The 21,130-nt window shown below is 71.7% G+C and carries 19 protein-coding genes; 6 read left to right on the forward strand and 13 right to left on the reverse strand.

Annotated elements, in window-relative coordinates:
* Positions 1–570: 570 nt before the first annotated feature.
* Positions 571–1,575: a tryptophan--tRNA ligase gene (gene trpS, locus AB0D18_RS20375; protein WP_362420145.1), complete on the forward strand. Its 1,005-nt coding sequence runs from the start codon at positions 571–573 to the stop codon at positions 1,573–1,575.
* 103 nt (positions 1,576–1,678) lie between these two features.
* Here trpS and proC read toward each other — a convergent pair whose 3' ends face one another.
* The 4 genes from proC to AB0D18_RS20395 all read right to left on the reverse strand — a co-directional run bounded on the left by proC (position 1,679) and on the right by AB0D18_RS20395 (position 5,426).
* Positions 1,679–2,572, reverse strand: a complete 894-nt coding sequence (gene proC, locus AB0D18_RS20380) for a pyrroline-5-carboxylate reductase (protein ID WP_362420148.1) — start codon at positions 2,570–2,572, stop codon at positions 1,679–1,681.
* 96 nt (positions 2,573–2,668) lie between these two features.
* Positions 2,669–3,454: an ABC transporter permease gene (locus tag AB0D18_RS20385; RefSeq protein ID WP_362420151.1), complete on the reverse strand. Its 786-nt coding sequence runs from the start codon at positions 3,452–3,454 to the stop codon at positions 2,669–2,671.
* Between the two features lie 38 nt (positions 3,455–3,492).
* Positions 3,493–4,308 (reverse strand): ABC transporter ATP-binding protein, encoded by an 816-nt coding sequence (locus AB0D18_RS20390; protein WP_362420154.1) that lies wholly within the window; start codon positions 4,306–4,308, stop codon positions 3,493–3,495.
* Between the two features lie 518 nt (positions 4,309–4,826).
* Positions 4,827–5,426 (reverse strand): TetR/AcrR family transcriptional regulator, encoded by a 600-nt coding sequence (locus AB0D18_RS20395; RefSeq protein ID WP_362420157.1) that lies wholly within the window; start codon positions 5,424–5,426, stop codon positions 4,827–4,829.
* A 117-nt stretch (positions 5,427–5,543) separates the two neighbouring features.
* On the opposite strand from AB0D18_RS20395, the gene AB0D18_RS20400 reads away from it, so the two are divergent.
* Positions 5,544–5,795: a hypothetical protein gene (locus tag AB0D18_RS20400; RefSeq protein ID WP_362420160.1), complete on the forward strand. Its 252-nt coding sequence runs from the start codon at positions 5,544–5,546 to the stop codon at positions 5,793–5,795.
* A 95-nt stretch (positions 5,796–5,890) separates the two neighbouring features.
* On the opposite strand, the gene AB0D18_RS20405 is transcribed toward AB0D18_RS20400, so the two are convergent.
* Positions 5,891–6,883, reverse strand: coding sequence for a class I SAM-dependent methyltransferase (locus tag AB0D18_RS20405; RefSeq protein WP_362420163.1), 993 nt, complete (start codon positions 6,881–6,883; stop codon positions 5,891–5,893).
* Positions 6,884–6,921: 38 nt separating this feature from the next.
* The gene (locus AB0D18_RS20410) at positions 6,922–7,461 is read right to left on the reverse strand and encodes a hypothetical protein (protein ID WP_362420166.1); all 540 of its coding nucleotides are present in this window, start codon (positions 7,459–7,461) and stop codon (positions 6,922–6,924) included.
* 446 nt (positions 7,462–7,907) lie between these two features.
* Here AB0D18_RS20410 and AB0D18_RS20415 point away from each other — a divergent pair, with 446 nt between their 5' ends.
* On the forward strand, positions 7,908–10,274 hold the full coding sequence (locus AB0D18_RS20415; RefSeq protein ID WP_362420169.1) for a PQQ-binding-like beta-propeller repeat protein: 2,367 nt from the start codon (positions 7,908–7,910) through the stop codon (positions 10,272–10,274).
* Between the two features lie 10 nt (positions 10,275–10,284).
* On the opposite strand, the gene AB0D18_RS20420 is transcribed toward AB0D18_RS20415, so the two are convergent.
* Positions 10,285–10,941: a TetR/AcrR family transcriptional regulator gene (locus AB0D18_RS20420; RefSeq protein WP_362420172.1), complete on the reverse strand. Its 657-nt coding sequence runs from the start codon at positions 10,939–10,941 to the stop codon at positions 10,285–10,287.
* A 91-nt stretch (positions 10,942–11,032) separates the two neighbouring features.
* Between AB0D18_RS20420 and AB0D18_RS20425 the strand changes: the two genes are divergently transcribed.
* A complete protein-coding gene (locus AB0D18_RS20425; protein WP_362420175.1) occupies positions 11,033–11,476 on the forward strand; it encodes a DUF1772 domain-containing protein in 444 nt (147 codons plus the stop codon).
* Positions 11,477–11,627: 151 nt separating this feature from the next.
* Here AB0D18_RS20425 and ilvD read toward each other — a convergent pair whose 3' ends face one another.
* The 4 genes from ilvD to AB0D18_RS20445 form a co-directional block, all read right to left on the reverse strand.
* Positions 11,628–13,478 carry a dihydroxy-acid dehydratase gene (gene ilvD, locus AB0D18_RS20430; protein ID WP_362420178.1) on the reverse strand — a complete coding sequence of 617 codons (1,851 nt, stop codon included), beginning with the start codon at positions 13,476–13,478 and terminating at the stop codon, positions 11,628–11,630.
* Between the two features lie 229 nt (positions 13,479–13,707).
* Positions 13,708–14,334 carry a TetR family transcriptional regulator gene (locus tag AB0D18_RS20435; RefSeq protein ID WP_362420181.1) on the reverse strand — a complete coding sequence of 209 codons (627 nt, stop codon included), beginning with the start codon at positions 14,332–14,334 and terminating at the stop codon, positions 13,708–13,710.
* Positions 14,331–15,188 (reverse strand): sugar phosphate isomerase/epimerase, encoded by an 858-nt coding sequence (locus tag AB0D18_RS20440; RefSeq protein WP_362420692.1) that lies wholly within the window; start codon positions 15,186–15,188, stop codon positions 14,331–14,333. The genes AB0D18_RS20435 and AB0D18_RS20440 overlap by 4 nt, the downstream gene beginning before the upstream one ends.
* 107 nt (positions 15,189–15,295) lie before the next feature.
* Entirely contained in the window at positions 15,296–16,228 is a 933-nt protein-coding gene (locus AB0D18_RS20445) for a Ppx/GppA phosphatase family protein (protein ID WP_362420184.1), read from the reverse strand.
* Positions 16,229–16,282: 54 nt separating this feature from the next.
* Between AB0D18_RS20445 and AB0D18_RS20450 the strand changes: the two genes are divergently transcribed.
* On the forward strand, positions 16,283–17,107 hold the full coding sequence (locus AB0D18_RS20450) for a hypothetical protein (RefSeq protein WP_362420187.1): 825 nt from the start codon (positions 16,283–16,285) through the stop codon (positions 17,105–17,107).
* 196 nt (positions 17,108–17,303) lie between these two features.
* Here the strand turns inward: AB0D18_RS20450 and AB0D18_RS20455 are convergent, their stop codons facing one another.
* Positions 17,304–19,079: a hypothetical protein gene (locus tag AB0D18_RS20455; protein ID WP_362420189.1), complete on the reverse strand. Its 1,776-nt coding sequence runs from the start codon at positions 19,077–19,079 to the stop codon at positions 17,304–17,306.
* Positions 19,080–19,219: 140 nt separating this feature from the next.
* Positions 19,220–19,591 (reverse strand): DUF1304 domain-containing protein, encoded by a 372-nt coding sequence (locus tag AB0D18_RS20460; RefSeq protein ID WP_362420192.1) that lies wholly within the window; start codon positions 19,589–19,591, stop codon positions 19,220–19,222.
* 93 nt (positions 19,592–19,684) lie between these two features.
* On the opposite strand from AB0D18_RS20460, the gene radA reads away from it, so the two are divergent.
* A complete protein-coding gene (radA, locus tag AB0D18_RS20465) occupies positions 19,685–21,094 on the forward strand; it encodes a DNA repair protein RadA (RefSeq protein WP_362420195.1) in 1,410 nt (469 codons plus the stop codon).
* Positions 21,095–21,130 lie beyond the last annotated feature (36 nt).

Consider the following 21,130-nt stretch of genomic DNA (forward strand, 5'->3'; position numbering starts at 1 on the left):
GCGTTTCCGACTCTATCAGACCGTTTCCGTTCCGACTTCCTCGGTGCTTTCCAGGTTCTTCGCTTTCGCGTTTTCCCTTTCCGGCGGTTCCGACTCTATCAGATCCTTTCGGGCCTGATTCCCAGTCAGCGGGGTTTGTCTTTGCGGCCGTTGGGCCGTTCCGACGAGTGAGACATTAGCGGATTCCTGGGCCCCGATGCCAATCGGGGTGCGTCCTCTCGAACGCGGATTCCTACATTTCGCAAAAGCGCACGCGAAGACAATGCGACGGAGAGTCGCCTGCTCGAATGGTTGGTGCGGAATGACTGTCCGGGGACCGACCGGGGTCAGTACTCACAGTCGGACAGCTCGGAGAACATTACGTACGGGCAAATCCTGTGTCAACCCCGGGTTGTGGGGCTACGGTGGTCCGCATGACTACGCGTACGTGCACCCTCTGCTGGTGGGCCGCCTGACGGCGGCCGCGCACACGTATGCACCAAACGGCCGCCGCTTCGGCGGCCGTTTGTGTATCTCCCTCCGGGAGGTCGGTCGCCGGTGGTGGCGGCCTCGACCAGGAGGACGAGAGAGATGACGCGGATCTTCAGTGGGATCAAGCCGACCGGGCACATGACGCTCGGGAACTACCTCGGGGCCGTGCGGCAGTGGACAGAGGTGGACCAGCACCGGGGTGAGGCGCTGTTCTGCGTGGTGGACCTGCATGCGCTGACCGTGGAGCACGATCCGGCGCGGGTGCTGCGGCTCAGCCGGCAGGTGGGGACGCTGCTGCTGGCGGCCGGCCTGGATCCAGCTGGTTGCACCTTGTTCGTGCAGAGCCATGTGGATGAGCATGCGCGGCTTTCGTACGTACTGGAGTGCACGGCTTCCGACGGGGAGATGCGGCGGATGATCCAGTACAAGGAGAAGACCGTGCAGGCACAGGCGGCCGGGGAGAGTGTGCGGCTGTCGTTGCTGACGTATCCGGTGCTGATGGCCGCGGACATCCTGGCGTACGGGGCGAGTGAAGTGCCGGTGGGGGACGACCAGACGCAGCATGTGGAGCTGACGCGGGACCTGGCGGTGCGGTTCAACCAGAAGTACGGGCAGACGTTCGTGGTGCCTCGGGCGACCAGGCCTACGGTGGCCGCGCGGGTCATGGACCTGCAGGATCCGGCTTCGAAGATGGGGAAGACGACTGTGGGGACCGGGGGTGTGGTCTTTGTGCTCGATGAGGCGGACGTGGTGCGGAAGAAGGTCATGCGGGCAGTGACCGACAGCGGGAGCGGGGCCGTCGAGTACGACCGGGAGAAGAAGCCCGGGGTGGCGAATCTGCTGGAGGTGCTGGCGGCCTGTGGGGGCGGGGGGACGCCCGAGGAGCTGGCGGGCTCGTACGCGTCGTACGGGGCGTTGAAGAAGGATGTCGCGGACGCGGTGGTGGAGGTGTTGCGGCCGGTGCGGGAGAGGCACGCGGAGCTGGCGGCGGATCCCGGGTATCTGGACGGGGTGCTGCGGGAGGGGGCTGCGCGGGCACGGGCGATGGCCCGGCCCACCGTGGATGCGGCGTACCGGGCCATTGGGTTGATGCCTGCGGGGTGAGGGGCGGGGCGGCCTGGGCTCCGTGTCCTCGTGGGCCTTTGGGTCCTTGTGGGCCTTGGGTCCTCGTGGGCCTTTGGGCCGTTCGCGGCCGTCCCGGTGGGGGTCAGCCGTTGCCGGAGGCCAGTTCGCGGCTGCGGTCGCGGGCGGCTTCCAGGGCGGCGATGAGGGCCGCCCGTACGCCGTGGTTCTCCAGCTCGCGGATGGCGCTGATGGTGGTGCCGGCCGGGGAGGTGACGGCTTCGCGGAGCTTCACGGGGTGCTCGCCGCTGTCGCGGAGCATGACTGCGGCACCGATGGCGGCCTGCACGATCAGGTCGTGGGCCTGGGCGCGGGGCAGGCCCAGCAGGATGCCGGCGTCGGTCATCGCTTCGACGAGGAAGTAGAAGTACGCCGGGCCCGAACCGGAGAGGGCGGTGGCCGCGTCCTGCTGGGACTCGGGGACGCGCAGCGTCTTGCCGACGCCGCCGAAGATCTCCTCGGCGTGGGCGAGGTGGGCGGGGGTCGCGTGGCTGCCTGCCGAGATGACGGACATGGCCTCGTCGACGAGGGCGGGGGTGTTCGTCATGACGCGGACGACGGGGGTGCCGGCGGCGAGGCGCTCCTCGAAGAAGGAGGTGGGGATGCCGGCTGCGCCGCTGATGACCAGGCGGTCGGCGGGGACGTGCGGGGCGAGCTCGTCCAGGAGCTTGCCCATGTCCTGGGGCTTCACGGTGAGGATGAGGGTGTCGGCGCGCTTGGCGGCTTCGGCGTTGGAGACCGCTTCGACGCCGTAGCGGGTGCGGAGTTCCTCGGCGCGTTCGCTGCGGCGGGCGGTGACCAGGAGGTCCGCCGGGCGGCGGCCGCCGCGGATCATCCCGCTGAGGAGGGCTTCGCCGATCTTTCCGGTGCCGAGGACGGCGACGGTCTTCGGCGTGGGGGCGGGTGCGGGGGCCGGTGCGGGTGCCGGTGCCGGTGTTTCAGGTGTGGTGGTGTGCGTTGCGGCTGGCTGCTGGGTCATGCGGGACACCCTCCGGGGCGGTGGGGCTCAGGTACCTGGCCATCCTTGCACCGGGGCGGGTGGGGAGTGGAGGGGTGTCCGAGGGGTGGGAGGGGGTCACGGGGTGCGGCGGCGGAGGGTGGCGGCGCCCAGGCAGAGAACCAGGAGGGCGGCCGCGGCGACGATCGAGGTGCTGCGGACGAAGGTGGCCGTGATCTCGGTGTGGGTGCGGATCTCGTTCATCGCGTCCACCGCGTACGACATGGGGAGGACCGTGGAGATCGCCTCCAGTACGGGCTGCATGGTGGCCCGCGGGGTGAACAGGCCGCAGAGCAGCAGCTGCGGGAAGATCACCACCGGCATGAACTGGACCGCCTGGAACTCCGACGCCGCGAAGGCCGAGACGAAGAGGCCGAGGGCCGTGCCGAGGAGGGCGTCCAGGAGAGCCACCAGGAGGAGCAGCCAGGGGGAGCCCATGACGTCCAGGCCCAGCAGCCAGACCGCGAGCGCGGTGGTGAGTGCGGCCTGGATCAGGGCGAGCAGCGAGAAGGCGAGCGCGTAGCCGCCGATCAGTTCCGCTTTGCCGAGGGGCATGGCGAGGAGGCGTTCGAGGGTTCCGCCGGTGCGTTCGCGGAGGGTGGCGATGGAGGTCACCAGGAACATCGTGACCAGGGGGAAGATGCCGAGGAGGGAGGCTCCTACGGCGTCGAAGGGACTGGGGCCTGCTCCCCCGCCCCCTCCGCCTCCGCTTCCGCTTACCTGGCCGGGTGCTGTGTCGAAGACGAAGCGGAGGAGCGTGATCATCACTGCCGGGACCAGGAGCATCAGGGCCGTTGCGCGGGGGTCGTGGCGCAGTTGGCGCAGTACGCGGGCTGCGGTGGAGAGGGTGCGGTGGGGGGACATGGGGCCAGGTCCCTTCGGGGTGGGTGGGATGCGCTCGGTCAGGTCTGGCTGACCAGGTGGAGGAAGGCTTCCTCGACCGTGGGGGTCTGGGTACGGGCGCGGAGGGCGGCCGGGGTGTCCTCGGCGAGGATCCGGCCCTCGCGCATGAGGAGGAGGCGGTCGCAGCGTTCGGCCTCGTCCATGACGTGGGAGGAGATCAGGAGGGTGGTGCCGCGTTCGGCGGCGAGGGCGTGGAAGAGGTCCCAGAGGTCACGGCGCAGGACCGGGTCCAGGCCGACCGTCGGTTCGTCGAGGACGAGCAGTTCCGGGGTGCCGAGGAGTGCCACGGCGAGTGAGACGCGGCTGCGCTGGCCGCCGGAGAGGTTGCCGGTGAGGGCGTCGGCCTGGGCGGTGAGGTCGACGTCGGCGAGTGCGCGGGTGACGGACTCGCGGCGGTGGTCGGCGGCGGCGCGGCCGGGGGTGAGGATCGCGGCGAAGTACGCGAGGTTCTGGCGGACCGTCAAGTCGTCGTAGACGGACGGTGCTTGGGTGACGTAACCGATGCGGGGGCGGAGGGCTGCGTGCCCTGCGGGGAGGCCCAGGACGGTGAGAGTGCCGGCGACTTTGGCCTGCGTACCGACCACTGCGCGCAGCAGGGTGGATTTGCCGCAGCCGGAGGGGCCGAGGAGGCCGGTGATCCGAGCCGACGGGATGGAGAAGGTGAGGTCGTGGAGGACGGGGTGGGGGCCGCGGGTGACGGTGAGGTCGCGGGCGGAGAGGGCGAGGAGGACGGGGGGCGAGGCGTCCGGAGTGATCGGAGTGGTCGGAGTGACTGGAGTGGTCGCACCGGCGGCTGCGGGGTGGGGAGTGGTCATGGAGGACTCCAGGGCTTATTCATCACTTGATGAATTATGCGCCCATGGCTGCGGAGGCGTCAAGGACTGAAGGGGTCCGCCGGGGACATTCAGGGGGCGTACGGGCGTGACACCGGCACGGCGCCCGGCGCACCTGTCGGGCTCGGGCCGACCACTGGGATCGGGGGCGAGCCGCCCGGGGGCGGCGGTTTGCAGGTCAGTGGATGGCCTGCTGCCGGGTTGAGCGTGCTCGTGGACGATGTCCAGGCAGGGGGTACGAAGCTGGGGCGAGCTCGGGGTACGGGGCCGGGGTGCGGGTGCGGGGTGCGGGCCCCGGGCCGGGGTACGGGCCCGGGGCCGAGGTACGGGTGCGGGGTACGGGTGCGGGTGCGGGTGCGGGGCCGGAGCACGGACCCAGGGCCGAGGCACGGGCACGCGGCCGAGGTACGGGCACAGGCCCGGGGCCGGGGCCGGGGTACGGGTACGGGTACGGGTACGGGGCCGGGTGCTCGGGGTCGAGATACGGGGTCGGGACTTGGTCAGGAGGTGCGCAGGGCGCCCAGGTGGTGGCGCAGGGCGGATCGAGCCTCGGCGGGGGTCGTCCGGGACAGCAGGAGCTGGATGTTCAGGCCGTCCGTGCGGGCGATCAGGGATTCGGCCTCGGACTTGGCGTCGAGGTCGTCGCGCAGGCCACCGGCGTCCTGCGCGACGCGGATGAGCAGGGTGAGGAGCTCGGCCAGGCCGTCGTACTGCTCGCGCTGCACCGCGGCCAGTTTCGGGTCGATGGCCGCCTGGGCGGAGAAGGCCAGCCAGACCCGGGCCTCCGCGCGGCCCTGTTCGTCCGTGGGGATCGTGCCGAGGAGCGTCTGCTCCAGCATCGTGATCGTCGACCCGGGGTCCTCCGAGTCGGCGATCGCGGCCTGGATCCGGGTGGTGACCTGCTGATTCATGTACTCCAGCGCAAAGAGCAGCATCTCCCCCTTGGTGCGGAAGCAGCGTTGCGCCGCGCCCATGGAGACGCCCGCCCGTGCGGCGACGTCGCGCAGGGTCGCGGCTTCCAGGCCGCGTTCGGCGATGAGCTCGAAGACGCCCCGGGCGATCTGGCGGCGTCGGCTGTCGTGGTCCACCTGTCTCGGCATGACGGTAAGTCTAGGCGATGTGATGCACTTGCATCGGAACGCTGTTACGGTCGTACTGATGCAAGCGTATCGGAACGGCGATGCGCGTTGTCGACCATGCGGAAGGTGTACGTACGGATGACTTCGGGACGAGCGGTGAGTGGGACAGGAAAGCCCGGTGGGCAGACGGCGCTGTGGATCGTCGGCACGCTCTTCTTTGTGCAGGGGTTCGGGTCGGCCCTGACGGAGAGCGTCTGGGGGACCAGCTTCGGGGTGGCGGCGCTGCTTCGGGAGGCGGGGGTTCCGGCGGCTTCGGACTGGGTGGTCGGGGCCGTGGGAGGAGTGCTGCTGGTGTGGGCGGGGGTGAGGTGGGGGGCTCGGCGGGGATGAAGGGCTTCGGCCTGCGGGTGTGGTGAGGGGCTTCGGTCCGCGGGGTGGTGAGGGGCAGGTACTTGCTCCTGCCCCCGTGCCTCTGAGGCGGCTGCTCAGTGGGGGGCGCGGGCCACGTGGAGTTCGACCACGTACGGCTCTTCGAGCCAGCCGTCCGGGAAGGCGTTGAGGAGTTCGGCGCGCTCCTTCGCGAAGAAGCGATCGGTGGATTCCGGGTCGTGGATCAGGAACGCCGAGTGGGTGCCGAGGTTCGCCAGGTGCTCTTCGATGGAGATGCGGCGGCTCCAGGGGACCTTGCGGGACAGGAAGTTCAGGCCGCCGGTGTTGTGGCTGATGCGGTTCTTCATGTTGCCGTGGGCGCTCATGGGGGTGGGGGTGCCCGGCTCGGCTTCGGTGGACGGCTGAGTGGGGGTGCTCGGCTCGGGGTCCGCGCTCGGGGTGTCGGCGAAGAAGGTGCGGAGGCGGGTGTCCTGGTCGGCGACCCACTGGACGGTGTCGTCCATGACGTTCCACCAGAGGGCGAGCGCACCGCCGGGGCGCAGGACGCGCATCGCTTCCGGGGCGGAGAGCGCGGCGTCGGTCCAGTGCCAGGCCTGGGCGTACGTAATGAAGTCGGCGGAGGCGGTGGCGAGGGGGAGATGGTTGCCGTCGCCCCGGACGAGCGGGACGTCGGGGAGCGTACGGCGGAACTCGGCGGCCATGCCGTCGCCCGGTTCGACGGCGATCGGGCGGGCGCCGTGGGCGACGAGCACGGCGGTTCCGATGCCGGTGCCGGCGCCGATGTCGGCCACGCGGGCACCGGAGAGAGGGCGGCCGGCCAGTTCCTCGACGGCGTCCAGGAGGGCGGGCGGGTACGAGGGGCGGTGGGCGGCGTAGCTGGCGGCTGCGGCGTTGAAGGAGTGGGCGCGGGAGGTGAAGTGGGCGGGGGCGAGGGTGGGGGAGGCGAAGTAGGGGGTGGAGGGGCTGGAGGAGCTGGAGGGGGAGGCGGCGGGGGCGGGGGTTCCGGTGCCGGCTTCGGCTTCGGCTTCGGGGGCTGATCCGGCTTTGGGTGCTGATCGGGGTTCGGGAGGGTGGGGTGGGGTGGCCATGGGGCCATCCTGGCCTTCGGGGTGACCTTTGGGGAGGGTTACTTGCGCTTGGGCTTCTTCTTGCGGGCGGACGGGTTGCCCGTACGGGAGCCTCGGCGGCGTTCGTACTGCTTGAGGGCCGTCTCGTACTCCGTGCGGTGCAGCTTCTCGCCGGGGGCCTCGGTCAGGGAGCGGAAGAAGTACGCCAGGAGCGAGCCGACGAAGCCGATGGTCTTCAGGCTGCGGAGGGACTGCTCGCGGGCCGGGTCCGCGGGGCGGGCGGAGAAGCCCTCCCAGGTCTTGCGGAACGCGATGGCGCTGCAGATCGCGAACATCACCACGACGAGCATGCCGACGATGCCGCCGACGTCTGCGATCTGAAGGCCCTGGTAGGCGAAGCGGAGGAGGAAGCAGCCGGCGACCGCGGCCGCGATCGAACCGACCGATACGCCGGCGCGGCGCAGGGCGTAGCCGTTGTCGTGGTGCAGCCAGGTCGTGCCGAAGAAGCGGAGGGGCTCGGGCTGGGGGCCGGTGGGGGTGGTGGGGGTGGCAGGGGTGGTGGGGGCGTCGGCGTCGGAGTTCTGGGGGTTCTCGCTCACGGGGTCGATTATCCCCGGGGGTGGGGGGAGGGGGCGGTTGCAGGTCCGGGGGCGGGGCCGTGGGTGAGGGCGGGTGCGGGTGCGGCGAGGGAGCGCGTGCCCACAGCGGGTGCAGGAGGGCGTGGAGGCGCCAGCCCGGGGACGGAGGAGGCACGCGGACGCAGCAGCCGGGAGGGGCGGGCGCGTCGGCCCAGCGACGGCCCAGCGACGGCCCAGCGACGGCCCAGCGACGGCCCAGGGCGGAGGGGCCCGTGGGGTTACTCGTTCCCGGGGGGGGTTACTCGTTGGGGGATCGGGTGGTGATCGGGTGGGGGTGGAAGTGGGCAGGGTTTGGGCAGGGGTTGGGGGTGGGGCATTCCGGTTTTGGGGGTTCGGGGGCGCTCGTGCGTTCTAGGGTGAGGTGACCACGCACTTCTCCCGGTGAGGGAGTCGAAGGGAGCTGAGCCGTGTCGCTCGCGGCGGACGATCCCCAGTTCATCGGGGACTACCGGCTCCTCGGCCGGCTCGGTACCGGTGGCATGGGCGCCGTTTTCCTCGGCAGGTCTCCCTCCGGTCGCGAGGTCGCCGTCAAGGTGATCCACGAGCAGTACTCCGCCGATCCGGACTTCCGGACCCGTTTCCGGCAGGAGATCGCCGCCGCGCGGAGAGTGAGCGGGGCTTTCACCGCCGCCGTCCTGGATGCCGATCCCGATGCCGTACGGCCGTGGATGGCGACCCAGTACGTTCCCGGGCCGACCCTCGCCGAGCGGCTGGAGAGCCAGGGGCCGCTGGCGGAGGCGGAGTTGAGGCTGCTGGCGCTCGGGCTCGTCGAGGCCTTGCGGGACATTCATCGCGTCGGCGTCGTACATCGCGACCTCAAGCCCGCCAACGTACTCATGGCCCACGACGGGCCCCGTGTCATCGACTTCGGCGTCTCGCGCGCCGTCGGCAACCGTGCGCTGACCATCACCGGGCACGTGATGGGCACCCCGCCGTTCATGTCGCCCGAGCAGCTCAACAGCCCCCGCACCATCGGTCCCGCATCCGACGTCTTCTCGCTCGCCACGCTGCTCGTGTACGCGGCCGTGGGGCGCGGCCCGTTCGACGCGGACAGCCCGTACCTGACGGCGTATCAGGTGGTGCACGAGCAGCCCGTGCTCGACGGCGTGCGCGAACCGCTGCGCGGGATCCTGGAGTACTGCCTGGTCAAGGAACCGCAGGACCGGCCGGACACGGACGAACTGGCCACGCTGTTACGGCGGTGGACGCCCGCGACCGTCCCGGGGGTGGGGGTAGGGCTGGATGCCGATACCGATACCGATGCGGATGCCGATGCGGGTGCGGGTACTGACGGCGACAGGGATATCGACGGCGATACCGACACCGTCGTCGTTCGGCGTGGGGGTTCCGTCGGCGGCCGGCCCACACCTCCGCTCTGCACTCCCGCTCCCCCCACCGCCCGCACCTCCCTCTCCCGTCGCGTCCGCCTCGGCTCCGCCGCCGCGTTCCTGCTCGCGCTCGGCGTCGGTGGGCTCGTACTTCTGCTGCACTCCCCCGGCGGGACGACCGACAAGGGCAGTGAGGGCAGTGCGAAGCCGTCGGCCGCGCGGCGTTCCTGGCAGACCGCGCTGCCCACCGCCGCAGGTGCGTGGGGGCCCTTCGAGGGGGTTCGCTGCACCGTGTCCGGCCCCGCCGTGCACTGTGGCGGGTCCAACCTCAGGGCCGTACGGCTGGATGCCGCCACCGGTTCCACCGTCTGGCGCGCACCGGAGCCGCCGACGGCCCCCGGCACCCAGGAGATCAACGACTCCTCCCCGTCCGAGGCCGCCGCCAAGGGCACGGTGGTCTTCGTCGTCGAGACCGTGTCGGACTCGGCCCGGCGACTCACCGCCCTCGACACCCGGGACGGCCACCGCCTCTGGCACCGGCCCGCCGGCGGTTACGAACCGCCCGCCGTCCTCGGCGGGCTCGTCGTCGCCCCCGACGCCGGCCTGCGCACCGTCGTCGCCCGCGACGCCGTCACCGGCGTCACCCGCTGGACCGCGAAGAACCCGGCCGGGCAGGCCTGCTCCCCGTTCGTACGCGAAGGGCAGCTGTACGGGGCCTGCACGCGCCCCGACGACGGTGCCGCGCCCCGGAGTTACGTCCGGTACGCGACCGCCGACGGCAGGCCGGCCGCCCTGGTGACCAAGGGCCGCGACCACGAACTCCTGGGGATCGACAAGGGGTTGCTGGTCTTCGCCAAGTGGGCGCGGTTCGGCGACGCCGCCGAGCACGCCAACCACGAGGGCAGCCACTCCTCGCTCCTCCTCGTCGACCCCACCGGCGCCCGCGCCCCGCGCACCCTCGCCCTGGCGGGCACGCCGAAGGGGCGCCCGGTCCTGCTCCACGGCACCGTCTACTTCGTGCACCACTGGGGGACGGTCTCCGCGTACGACGCCAGGACCGGCGGTCTTCGCTGGCGGAAGGAGGCCGGGGTGCGGGGGCTGGGCGTGCCGGAGACCGACCGCAAGGGCGCGACCCTGTTCCTGCCGAGCCTCAGCGGGAAGGTGGTCGCACTCAACTCCCGTACGGGCAGGGAGATGTGGCGCTCGGCGCAGCGGAGCACGCCGCCCGCCGCGTACCACGACACAACGGTCCTGCTCGCGGGCGGCTCGCTGATCGTCACCGGCACGAGCGGCGAGGTCTTCTCCTTCGACCCGGCGGATCCGGCACTGCGGGCGGGTGGCGGGGAGGGACGCAGGGAAGACGGCCGGGAAGGCGGAGGTGGAGCGCCGCCGCCCCCGCCTCCTCCTCCGAGAGGGGGCGGGGGCGGCAACCCGCCTCGGCCCTGACGACGGTGGGTCAGAACACGGGGAGCCGGTCCACCAGCAGCTCCACCCTCGACTCGGCGTACTCCGGCGGCAGCCGTCCCGCTCGGGTCAGGGTGGCCAGCCCGTGCAGCGCCGCCCAGAACATCTCGGTGAACACTCCCGGGTGGACGCCGTCCCCCGCGACCTCGCCGAGGCTTTCCAGCAGGGCGGCGAAGGCGTCCTTCAGGGGTTGGGGGGTGTCTTCGTTCGCGAAGGCCAGGCCGCCGTCGAGCGCGAACAGGGCGTCGTAGACCGCCGGGTTGCGTGCGGCGAAGTCGAGGTAGGCGCGGGCGAGGGCGGCGACCCGGGCGCGAGGGCCGTCCGAGGCGGAGGGCGCGGCAGAAGGCGCGGCCGAGGACACGGCGGAGGGCGCGGCCGAGGTGGACGTGGTCACGGAAGACGTGGCCGAGGTCGCGGCCCGTAGCACCGCGGCCAACTCGGCAGCGCCTTCGAGCGCGACGGCGCCGATGATCTCGCGCTTGCCGCGGAAGTGGCTGTAGAGGACGGGCTGGCTGTATTCGATGCGCTCGGCGAGCCGGCGGGTGGTGACCGCGTCCCAGCCCTGCTGCTCGGCGAGTTCACGGGCTGTCGCCACGATGAGGCGCTCGCGCTCCAGCCGTTCGCGCTGCTTGCGTTCCTGTACCGACATGATTCGACCCTAGCACCGCTAGACAATCGAGCGGTAGTAGTACTAGCGTTGCGTCATCAGCTAGCAGCGCTAGAAATCAGGAGTGGCCGTCATGCTCAATGCACTTGAGGTGTTCACCACCGTGTCCGTCGGCGTGATGGTGGGCGTGGAGTTCTCCGTCGCCTTCGTCATCAACCGGATACTCGACGCACTCCCCGGCGACAGCGGCCAGCTCGGCCGCGCCCACGGAGGCCGGATGCTCGGCGCCGTGATGCCGGTCTGGTACATCAGCTCGCTCATCCTGGTCGCGGTCTGGGCGGTCACCGGATGGCACGACCACGGCACCGGCCTCGTCGTCACCGCCGGCGCGCTGCTGATGGTCAGCGTGATCATGTCGATCCTGCTGCTCGTCCCGATCAACAACCGGAGCAAGACGTGGACCCCTGAGAACCGGCCCGCCGACTGGAAGCAGCAGGCGAACCGCTGGGAGCGTTACCACTACGTCCGCGTCGCCGTCATCGTCGCCGCCTTCGCCCTGCTGGTCATCGCCCTCTGACCCCGCGGCGCCTCGAAATTGAGCAGGCCGGGCACATGCACAGGCCCGGCACATGCACAGGCCGGGCGCGGTTGCCGCGGGACGAGTACTCCTCGTCCCCGGCAACCGCGCCCGGCCTGGTGCGAGACCGCCCCGCCGGGCCTGCCCCGTACTAGCCGAGCTTCGACACGTCCCGCACCGCACCCTTGTCCGCACTGGTCGCCATCGCGGCGTACGCGCGCAGGGCCTGCGAGACCTTGCGCTCGCGGTTCTTCGGGGCGTACACGCCGCCGAGCGCCTCACTGCGTTCCGCCAGCTCCTCGCCGGAGACCAGGAGTTCGATCGTACGGTTCGGGATGTCGATGCGGATGCGGTCGCCGTCCTCGACGAGCGCGATCGTGCCGCCGGACGCCGCTTCCGGCGAGGCGTGGCCGATCGAGAGGCCCGAGGTGCCGCCGGAGAAGCGGCCGTCGGTGATCAGCGCACACTGCTTGCCGAGGCCGGTGCCCTTCAGGTACGAGGTCGGGTAGAGCATCTCCTGCATGCCGGGGCCGCCCTTGGGGCCCTCGTAACGGATGACGACGACGTCGCCCGCCTTGACCTCCTTGAGGAGGATCTTCTCGACGGCCTGCTCCTGCGACTCGCAGACCACGGCCGGGCCCTCGAAGGTCCAGATCGACTCGTCGACACCGGCGGTCTTCACGACGCAGCCGTCGGGGGCGAGGTTGCCCCTGAGGACGGCGAGGCCGCCGTCCTTGGAGTAGGCGTGCTCGACGGAGCGGATGCAGCCCTCCTCGGCGTCGGTGTCGAGGGTGTCCCAGCGCTCGGACTGCGAGAAGGCGGTGGCGGAGCGGACGCAGCCGGGGCCCGCGTGCCACAGCTCGGTCGCCTCGGCGGACGGTGAACCGCCGCGCACGTCCCAGGACTTGATCCAGTCGGCGAGGGACGGGGAGTGGACGGAGTGGACGTCCTCGTTGAGGAGTCCGCCGCGGTAGAGCTCGCCGAGGATGGCGGGGATGCCGCCCGCGCGGTGGACGTCCTCCATGTAGTACGTGCGGTTCTTGCCGACGTTCGGAGCGACCTTGGCCAGGCAGGGGACGCGGCGCGAGATCTCGTCCATCTCCCGGAGCCCGAAGTCGAGTTCGGCCTCCTGGGCGGCGGCCAGCAGGTGCAGGATCGTGTTGGTGGAGCCGCCCATGGCGATGTCGAGGGCCATGGCGTTCTCGAACGCGGCGCGCGAGGCGATGGCGCGGGGCAGGACGGTCGCGTCGTCCTGCTCGTAGTGGCGCTTGGTGATCTCGACGATCGTGCGGCCCGCGTTCTCGTACAGGGCGCGGCGGGCGGTGTGCGTGGCGAGGGTCGAGCCGTTGCCGGGGAGGGCGAGTCCGATGGCCTCGGCGAGGCAGTTCATCGAGTTGGCGGTGAACATGCCCGAACAGGAGCCGCAGGTGGGACAGGCGTTCTCCTCGATGCGGAGCATGTCCTCGTCGGAGATCTTGTCGTTGACCGCGTCGGACATCGCGTCGACCAGGTCGAGCGTGCGGACGGTGCCGTCGACGAGGGTGGCCCGGCCGGACTCCATCGGGCCGCCGGAGACGAAGATCGTGGGGATGTTGAGGCGGAGCGCCGCCATCAGCATGCCGGGGGTGATCTTGTCGCAGTTGGAGATGCAGATCAGGGCGTCGGCGCAGTGGGCCTCCACCATGTACTCGACCGAGTCCGCGATCAGGTCGCGGGACGGGAGGGAGTACAGCATTCCGCCGTGGCCCATCGCGATGCCGTCGTCGACCGCGATGGTGTTGAACTCACGGGGGACGGCGCCCGCCGCCAGGATCGCCTCGGAGACGATCCGGCCGACCGGGGCGAGGTGGGTGTGGCCGGGGACGAACTCGGTGAAGGAGTTGGCGACCGCGATGATCGGCTTGCCGATGTCCTCGCTCGCTACACCGGAGGCGCGCATGAGCGCGCGGGCGCCTGCCATGTTGCGGCCGTGGGTGACGGTGCGGGACCTCAGCTCGGGCATCGGGTTCACTTCCCAGGAGTACGGATACGTACGGTACGAACTGCCACCGAGCGTACGCCTCGGCTCCAGGATTTGGACAGCTTGTCCGGATGGCGGAATGACTGTTCAGCTTTCGGTCACTGTGCCCGGCCGGTGCCCGTTCAGCTTTCGGTCACCGTGTTCGTGCAGCCTTCGGCCACGGGTGCCCGTCGGCTTCGGTCGGTGTCCGTCGGCTCCGGTCGGTGCCCGTTCAGCCTTCGGTCAGGTACCGCTGGAGGGTCGGGGCGACCATCGCCACGATGTCGTCCACCTCCGCCGACGCCAGCGGCTCGACCTCCAGCGCGTACCGCACGATCGCGATCCCGATCATGTGCGAGAGCGCCAGCTCCGCCCGGAACGTCGGTTCCGGTACGTCCAGGTCCGCCGCGATCCGCTCCAGGAGGCGGCGCAGTACGAAGCCGCGCAGCACCTTCGCCGCCGCCTCGTGCGTCAGCGCGGACCGTACGACCGCGAGGAGCGGGCCCCGGGTCGCCGGGTTCTCCCACACGCTGAAGAAGTAGCGGGCGATGCGCTCGCCGATGCCGTCGACGCCCTGGCCGGTCAGGGCCTCCAGGGCCAGGGCCGGTTCGAAGGACACCTCGACGGCTGCGGCGAAGACCTCGTCCTTCGTACCGAAGTAGTGGTGGACGAGGGCCGAGTCGACGCCGGCGGCCCTGGCGATGGAACGTACCGAGGTCTTGTCGTAGCCGCGCTCGGCGAATTCGGTGCGGGCGGCGGCCAGGATCCGGTCGCGGGCGGCCGGGGCCGATTCGCCCGCCGCGGTACGGGGCGGGCGCCCGCGGCGGCGCGGAGCGTCCGGCTCCACCGGGGAGCTCATGCGCCCGGCACCCGCACCGGCCCGTTCGCCGAGGACGAGGACGCCGACGCCAGGTGCAGGCGGGTGAAGGCGAGGGCCTCGGCGAGGTCGGCCTCGCGTTCGGCGGACGACATGGCCCGGCGGGTGTTGACCTCGACGACCACGTGTCCGTCGAAGCCGGTGGCGGCCAGGCGCTCCAGGAGCTGCGCGCAGGGCTGGGTGCCGCGGCCCGGCACCAGGTGCTCGTCCTTCGCCGAACCCCTGCCGTCCGCGAGGTGGACGTGGCCGAGCCGCTCGCCCATGCGGTCGATCATGGCCATGGCGTCGGTGCGGGCGGTCGCGGTGTGCGAGAGGTCGACGGTGAAGTGCCGGTAGTCGTCCTTGGTGACGTCCCACTCGGGGGCGTACGCCAGCATCTCGCGGTCCTTGTAGCGCCACGGGTACATGTTCTCGACGGCGAAGCGGACGTCGGTCTCCTCGGCCATCCGCCAGATCCCGGTCACGAAGTCGCGTGCGTAATTGCGCTGCCACCTGAAGGGCGGGTGGACGACGACCGTCGACGCACCCAGCTTCTCGGCGGCGGCCTGGGCGCGCTGGAGCTTGACCCACGGGTCCGTCGACCACACCCGCTGGGTGATCAGCAGACACGGCGCGTGCACCGCGAGGATCGGGACGCCGTGGTAGTCGGAGAGTCTGCGCAGCGCCTCGATGTCCTGGCTGACGGGGTCCGTCCACACCATGACCTCGACGCCGTCGTAGCCGAGGCGTGCGGCGATCTCGAAGGCCGTCGCCGTCGACTCCGGGTAAACGGAGGCGGTGGACAGCGCGACCTTCGCATCGGGGATGCGCACGGCCGGTACCGCTGGTTTCGCCACTTCTGCCACGAAGGACAGCGTACGGTCCCCCTCCGGCGCGGGAAGAGCCGAGGGGCCTCGTCCGGCCACGGGGAGGCCGCGGGGAGGCCACGGGAGGCCACGGGGGCTCACGACGAGGGGAGGCGATCCAGCCGCCGCAGAATGACGCCCTCGCGCAGCGCCCACGGGCAGATCTCCAGCGTCTCCACCTCGAAGAGGTCCATCGCACCCTCCGCGACCAGGGCTCCCGCCAGGAGTTGGGGCGCGCGGTCGGCGGAGACGCCGGGCAGCTGGGTGCGCTGCTCGGCGGTCATCGCGGCCAGTTTCGGCACCCACTCCTTGAGCGCACTGCGACTCAGCTCACGTTGTACGTAGAGACCGTCGGCGGAGCGGGCGGCACCCGCGATCCGGGCGAGCTGACGGAACGTCTTGGAGGACGCGACCACATGGTCAGGCCGTCCGAAGCGGACGAATTCGCCCACCGTACGGGCAATTTGTGTGCGTACGTGCCGACGCAGGGCCCGTACGTCCTGGGCGTCCGGCGGGTCCCCGGGAAGATGGCCCGCGGTGAGGCGGCCCGCGCCCAGCGGAAGGCTGACGGCGGTGTCCGGATCCTCGTCCATCCCGTACGCGATCTCCAGCGAGCCACCGCCGATGTCGAGCAGCAGCAGCTTGCCCGCCGACCAGCCGAACCAGCGGCGGGCGGCCAGGAAGGTCAGCCGGGCCTCGTCCTCGCCGGACAGGACCTGGAGGTCGGCGCCGGTCTCCTCGCGCACCCGGGCCAGTACGTGGTCGGCGTTACTGGCCTCGCGGACCGCGGAGGTCGCGAACGCCATGACGTCCTCGCAGCCCTTGTCCTCGGCGGCCTCCAGGGCTTCGCCGACGGTGGCCACCAGGCGGGTTATGCCGACGGATCCGATCGCACCGTCCTCGTCGAGCAGCTCCGCGAGGCGGAGTTCCGCCTTGAAGGAGTGCGCGGGAAGAGGGCGGGCGCCGCGATGGGCGTCCACCACCAGCAGGTGCACCGTGTTCGAACCGACGTCGAGGACTCCGAGTCTCATGGGCGGAACGCTACTGCGGCGCGCCACGGGCGTTCCTGCGCCTACCCTTGCCCCGTGCCAAAGACGAAAAAGGCGAAGCCGGAAAAAGCCGCGAAGAAGTCGAAGTCGGACGTGGTGGCGTTGAACGACGAGCAGGGGCTGGACTTCGCCCGTGCCTGGGTGGAATTCCCCGACCCGGAGGACGAGGAACAGGTCTTCCGGTGCGATCTGACCTGGCTGACCTCGAAGTGGACGTGCATCTTCGGCAGCGGCTGCCAGGGCATCAAGCTCGGCCGCGCCGACGACGGCTGCTGCACGCTCGGGGCGCACTTCTCCGACGAGGACGACGAGAAGCGGGTCGCGGGGCACGTGGCGCGGCTGACCCCGGACATCTGGCAGTTCCACGGCGTGGGGACGGCGAAGGGCGGCTGGACCCAGGAGGACGAGGACGGCGAACGCCAGACCCGGCGGTGGGAGGGCTCGTGCATCTTCCAGAACCGGCCGGGGTTCGCGGGCGGAGCGGGCTGCTCGCTGCACATCCTCGCCCTGAAGGAGGGCAAGGAGCCGCTGGAGACCAAGCCGGACGTGTGCTGGCAGCTGCCGGTGCGGCGGACGTACGACTGGATCGAGCGGCCGGACGACACGAAGATCCTGCAGGTCACGATCGGTGAGTACGACCGGCGGGGATGGGGTCCCGGCGGCCACGACCTGCACTGGTGGTGCACGTCGGCGACGTCCGCCCACGGGGCGGGGGATCCGGTGTACGTGTCGTACCGGCCGGAGCTGACGGAGCTGATGGGTGCCGGGGGGTACGCCCGCCTCGCCGAGCTGTGCGAGGCGAGGCTGGCCTCGCAGCTGCCGCTGGTGGCACCGCATCCGGCGGACCCGGGCGGCGGCTGAGTCGCTGGGGGCGGGGACGGGGTGGGGGGATTGTGCGGGTGCGTCGTGGCTGGTCGCGCAGTTCCCCGCGCCCCTAAAAGACTGCCCCTCAGCCCCGCGCCCCTAAAAGCCTCCCCGAGCCCCCTTGGGCAGCGGGGCCGCCCCCCGGGGGCGGGACGGGTGGGCAAGGGGGCGGCCCCCACGCGGACCCCCGCCCTCAGGCCGTCCCCGACGGCGCCGGTTCTGTCGGGTCGGACGTCGGCGACGGCGGATCCGTCGGCGGAGGGGTGCTCGGCGGCGGCGTACTCGGCGGATCCGTCGGCGGCGAAGTGGGCGGCGAGGTCGGCGGAGACGGCGGCGGCGTACTCGGCACCGTCGGATCCGGATCCGGACCCGGCCCCGGATCCCCCGTCCCGCCCGGTGGAGCCGGCGTCGAAGGCACCGGCACCACCGCCCCCCGCCCCGACACCGTCATCACTGCCCCGGACGGCGAGACCCCGATGCGGGCCGTCCAGGGGCCGGCGGGTTCCCTGTCACGGTCGAGCGTGATGTAGACCGTGAACGACTCCCCCGGCGCGAGAGTTCCCGAGGCCCGACTCAGGTGCAGCCACGACGCGTTGGTCCACATCGACCAGGCGACGGGCCCGCCCCCGGACACTGTCAGCCGTACGACCGTCGTGTGGCCCGACGACTCCACCGCCACCGCGAGGCGCCCCGCACCGGGTGCCGGCGCCCGCCCGGGGGTGAGGAGCTCGACCGAGACGTCCTGCCCGCCGCCCCGCGCACCGCTGCCGGCCGAGGAGCCCGGGTCGGGCCTGTTGTGCGCGTTGCCCGTGTTCTCGTACGCGTCGCCGTTGCCGTCGTCCCCGTCGCGCCCCGGGATCCCGTCCTCCTCGCTCGCCGTCACCGTCGCGCCCCGGTGCCCCTCCCCCAGGGGCTCTCCCCGGTACGCGGCCCACAGGGCCAGCACCGGCGCGGCGACGACGGTCGCGACGACCGTCGTCGTCAGCGCTCTCGTACGGAGGCGTTCGCGGCGGGCCGCCCGGTCCTTCGGGTCCAGCGGGAACCCCTCGCGGTCGAAGCGCGGAGTGCCGCTCCTCGGCGCCCGCGGCGCGTGCAGCATCGCCATGTACGCCGCCGCGCGCGGCGCCTCCACCAGCGGGAGCAGACCGGCCGATGCGCCCGTTCCCGGCCACGGGCCGCCCGCGCCCGCGCGCTCGGCGGCGCGGCGGCAGACCGGGCAGTCGTCGACGTGCCGGACGAGTTCGCCGCGCAGAGCGGTGCTGAGCAGGACCTGGTCGTCGCCGGTGAGCCGGGTGACGATCGGGCAGGTGCCGGTCTCGACGACGATCAGCGCCGCCCGGGTGCGCTCCACCTCGCAGGCCGCCGCGGCGAGCAGCTCGCGGGCCGCCGGCTGGTCCAGGCCGAGGACGGCCGCGACCTGCCGGGCGCAGAGGCTGTGGCGTACGGCCAGCTCCAGGGCCTCGCGCTGTTCGGGGGTGGTGCCGGCCGCTTCGGGCCAGGCGAGGAGGGTGAGGTCGGCGTGCCGTCTGCGCGCCACGCTCTCCTCGACCGGAAGTTCCGGTTCGGGTACGGCCGAGGGCGGGCGGTGGACCTGCTGGCCGCCATGCGCACCCTGCCTGCGGCGCTTCTCATCGGCGAGGCTGCGCAGACAGGACCAGCGGGTGAGTGCGTAGAGCCAGGCCTTGCGTTCCGGTTCGCCGGAGGGGCTGCGTCCGTGGCTGCGCTCGGCGAGCGCGAGCACGTCACCGAGTACCGCCGTCGCCACGTCGTGGTCGCGCAGTACCGACAGGGCGTAGGTGAACAGCCCGTCCAGGTACGGCTCGTACCGCGACGGAGGCCGCTGGGCGAGCGTGCGGGGCGCGCGCCGGCGCGTCCCGTGCGCACCGGTGGATCCGGCGCCACCCGTGGTGCCGGTGGACCCGGCGCTTCCGGTGGACTGCGTGGGGTGCTCCCGCCTGCTGGTCGTCATCCGGCCGACCGTAGGGGCGCCGCGCCCGCCCCCCGGCTCTCCTTGAGCCCTTTTAATCCATACGGGTGAACAGATCCCTCGAAAGAGAGCGGGAATTCCATATTCCGCCACCTTCTGCCCCATACCAGTGGCCTATGCCCTCACGCACCGCGACCGTGTGCCAGCACCAGCGCGAGCACGATCAGCGCCGGGACGGTCTGCACGAAGAGGATCTTGCGGCTTGCCGTGGCCGCCCCGTACAGCCCCGCCACGGCCACGCACACCACGAAGAAGATCCGCACCGGGAAGGCCACCGGCTCGGCCGCGAAGGCGCCCCAGGCCAGACCGGCCGCCAGGAAACCGTTGTAGAGGCCCTGGTTGGCGGCGAGCGACTTGGTCGCGGCGGCGAATTCCTCGGTCGTACCGAAGGCTGCCCGCGCCCTCGGCGTCTGCCACAGGAACATCTCCAACACCAGGATGTACGCGTGCAGTACGGCCAGTACGAGCAGGGCAATTGCGGTGATTACCGACATGGCGCCCAGGCTATGCGCCCCGCGCCCACTCGGCGCGGGCGGTGCGGGACGGCTCCGTACGGCGTTGTCAGTCCCCGTCTGTACGGTGACGACATGGCTGCCCGTACGAAATCCGCGAAGGACCGGCCGTCCTACCGCTGCACCGAATGCGGCTGGACGGCCGTCAAGTGGCTCGGCCGCTGCCCCGAATGCCAGGCCTGGGGGACGGTCGAGGAGTACGGCGCGCCCGCGATCCGCACCACCGCCGCCGGCCGGGTCTCCAGCGCCGCGCTCCCCATCGGCGAGGTGGATGTCCGTACGGCCACCGCCCGCTCCACCGGCGTGCCCGAGCTGGACCGGGTGCTGGGCGGCGGTCTGGTGCCCGGCGCCGTGGTCCTGATCGCGGGCGAGCCGGGCGTCGGCAAGTCGACGCTCCTGCTGGACGTCGCCGCGAAGGCGGCCACCGACGAGCACCGCACGCTGTACGTCACGGCGGAGGAGTCCGCGAGCCAGGTCCGGCTGCGCGCCGACCGCATCCGCGCGCTCAACGACCACCTCTACCTGGCGGCCGAGACCGACCTCTCCGCCGTCCTCGGCCACCTGGACGCCGTCAAGCCCTCCCTGCTGATCCTCGACTCCGTGCAGACCGTCGCCTCTTCCGAACTGGACGGCGCCCCGGGCGGCATGGCCCAGATCAGGGAGGTGACGGCGGCGCTCATCCGGGCGTCCAAGGAGCGCGGCATGTCGACCCTCCTGGTCGGCCACGTCACCAAGGACGGCAACATCGCGGGCCCGCGCCTGCTCGAACACCTCGTGGACGTCGTCCTCTCCTTCGAGGGCGACCGGCACGCCCGTCTGCGCCTGGTCCGCGGCGTGAAGAACCGGTACGGGGCGACGGACGAGGTCGGCTGCTTCGAGCTGCACGACGAGGGCATCACCGGACTCACCGACCCCTCCGGCCTCTTCCTCACCCGCCGCGACGTGGCCGTCCCCGGCACCTGTCTGACCGTCACCCTGGAGGGCCGTCGCCCACTGGTCGCCGAGGTCCAGGCGCTCACCGTCGACTCCCAGATCCCCTCCCCCCGCCGCACCACCTCCGGCCTGGAGACCTCCCGCGTCTCGATGATGCTGGCGGTGCTCGAACAGCGCGGCAAGATCAGCGCACTCGGCAAGCGCGACATCTACTGCGCGACGGTCGGCGGCGTGAAACTCTCCGAGCCGGCCTCCGATCTGGCCGTCGCGCTGGCCCTCGCCTCGGCCGCCAGCGACACCCCGCTGCCCAAGAATCTGGTCGCGATCGGCGAAGTCGGGCTCGCCGGAGAGATCCGCAGGGTCACGGGCGTACAACGAAGACTGGCCGAAGCACACCGGCTCGGCTTCACCCACGCACTGGTCCCGGGCGACCCGGGCCGTGTCCCTGCCGGGATGAAGGTGACCGAGGTGGCCGACATGGGGGCCGCCCTGAGCGTCCTTCCGCGCCGGTCTCGCGCACAGGCCCCCCGGAGCGAGGAGGAGCGCCGGTAGACTTTGCCCTGGTCTCGCCCGTCCACCGCGCCCGCG

Source organism: Streptomyces sp. NPDC048442, from assembly GCF_040651475.1.
Classification (GTDB): Bacteria; Actinomycetota; Actinomycetes; order Streptomycetales; family Streptomycetaceae; genus Streptomyces.

Coding starts and splice junctions, on each gene's coding strand:
- trpS (WP_362420145.1), top strand. CDS start 571: ATGACGCGGATCTTCAGTGGGATCAAGCCGACCGGGCACATGACGCTC.
- proC (WP_362420148.1), bottom strand. CDS start 2,572: ATGACCCAGCAGCCAGCCGCAACGCACACCACCACACCTGAAACACCG.
- AB0D18_RS20385 (WP_362420151.1), bottom strand. CDS start 3,454: ATGTCCCCCCACCGCACCCTCTCCACCGCAGCCCGCGTACTGCGCCAA.
- AB0D18_RS20390 (WP_362420154.1), bottom strand. CDS start 4,308: ATGACCACTCCCCACCCCGCAGCCGCCGGTGCGACCACTCCAGTCACT.
- AB0D18_RS20395 (WP_362420157.1), bottom strand. CDS start 5,426: ATGCCGAGACAGGTGGACCACGACAGCCGACGCCGCCAGATCGCCCGG.
- AB0D18_RS20400 (WP_362420160.1), top strand. CDS start 5,544: ATGACTTCGGGACGAGCGGTGAGTGGGACAGGAAAGCCCGGTGGGCAG.
- AB0D18_RS20405 (WP_362420163.1), bottom strand. CDS start 6,883: ATGGCCACCCCACCCCACCCTCCCGAACCCCGATCAGCACCCAAAGCC.
- AB0D18_RS20420 (WP_362420172.1), bottom strand. CDS start 10,941: ATGTCGGTACAGGAACGCAAGCAGCGCGAACGGCTGGAGCGCGAGCGC.
- AB0D18_RS20425 (WP_362420175.1), top strand. CDS start 11,033: ATGCTCAATGCACTTGAGGTGTTCACCACCGTGTCCGTCGGCGTGATG.
- ilvD (WP_362420178.1), bottom strand. CDS start 13,478: ATGCCCGAGCTGAGGTCCCGCACCGTCACCCACGGCCGCAACATGGCA.
- AB0D18_RS20435 (WP_362420181.1), bottom strand. CDS start 14,334: ATGAGCTCCCCGGTGGAGCCGGACGCTCCGCGCCGCCGCGGGCGCCCG.
- AB0D18_RS20445 (WP_362420184.1), bottom strand. CDS start 16,228: ATGAGACTCGGAGTCCTCGACGTCGGTTCGAACACGGTGCACCTGCTG.
- AB0D18_RS20455 (WP_362420189.1), bottom strand. CDS start 19,079: ATGACGACCAGCAGGCGGGAGCACCCCACGCAGTCCACCGGAAGCGCC.
- AB0D18_RS20460 (WP_362420192.1), bottom strand. CDS start 19,591: ATGTCGGTAATCACCGCAATTGCCCTGCTCGTACTGGCCGTACTGCAC.
- radA (WP_362420195.1), top strand. CDS start 19,685: ATGGCTGCCCGTACGAAATCCGCGAAGGACCGGCCGTCCTACCGCTGC.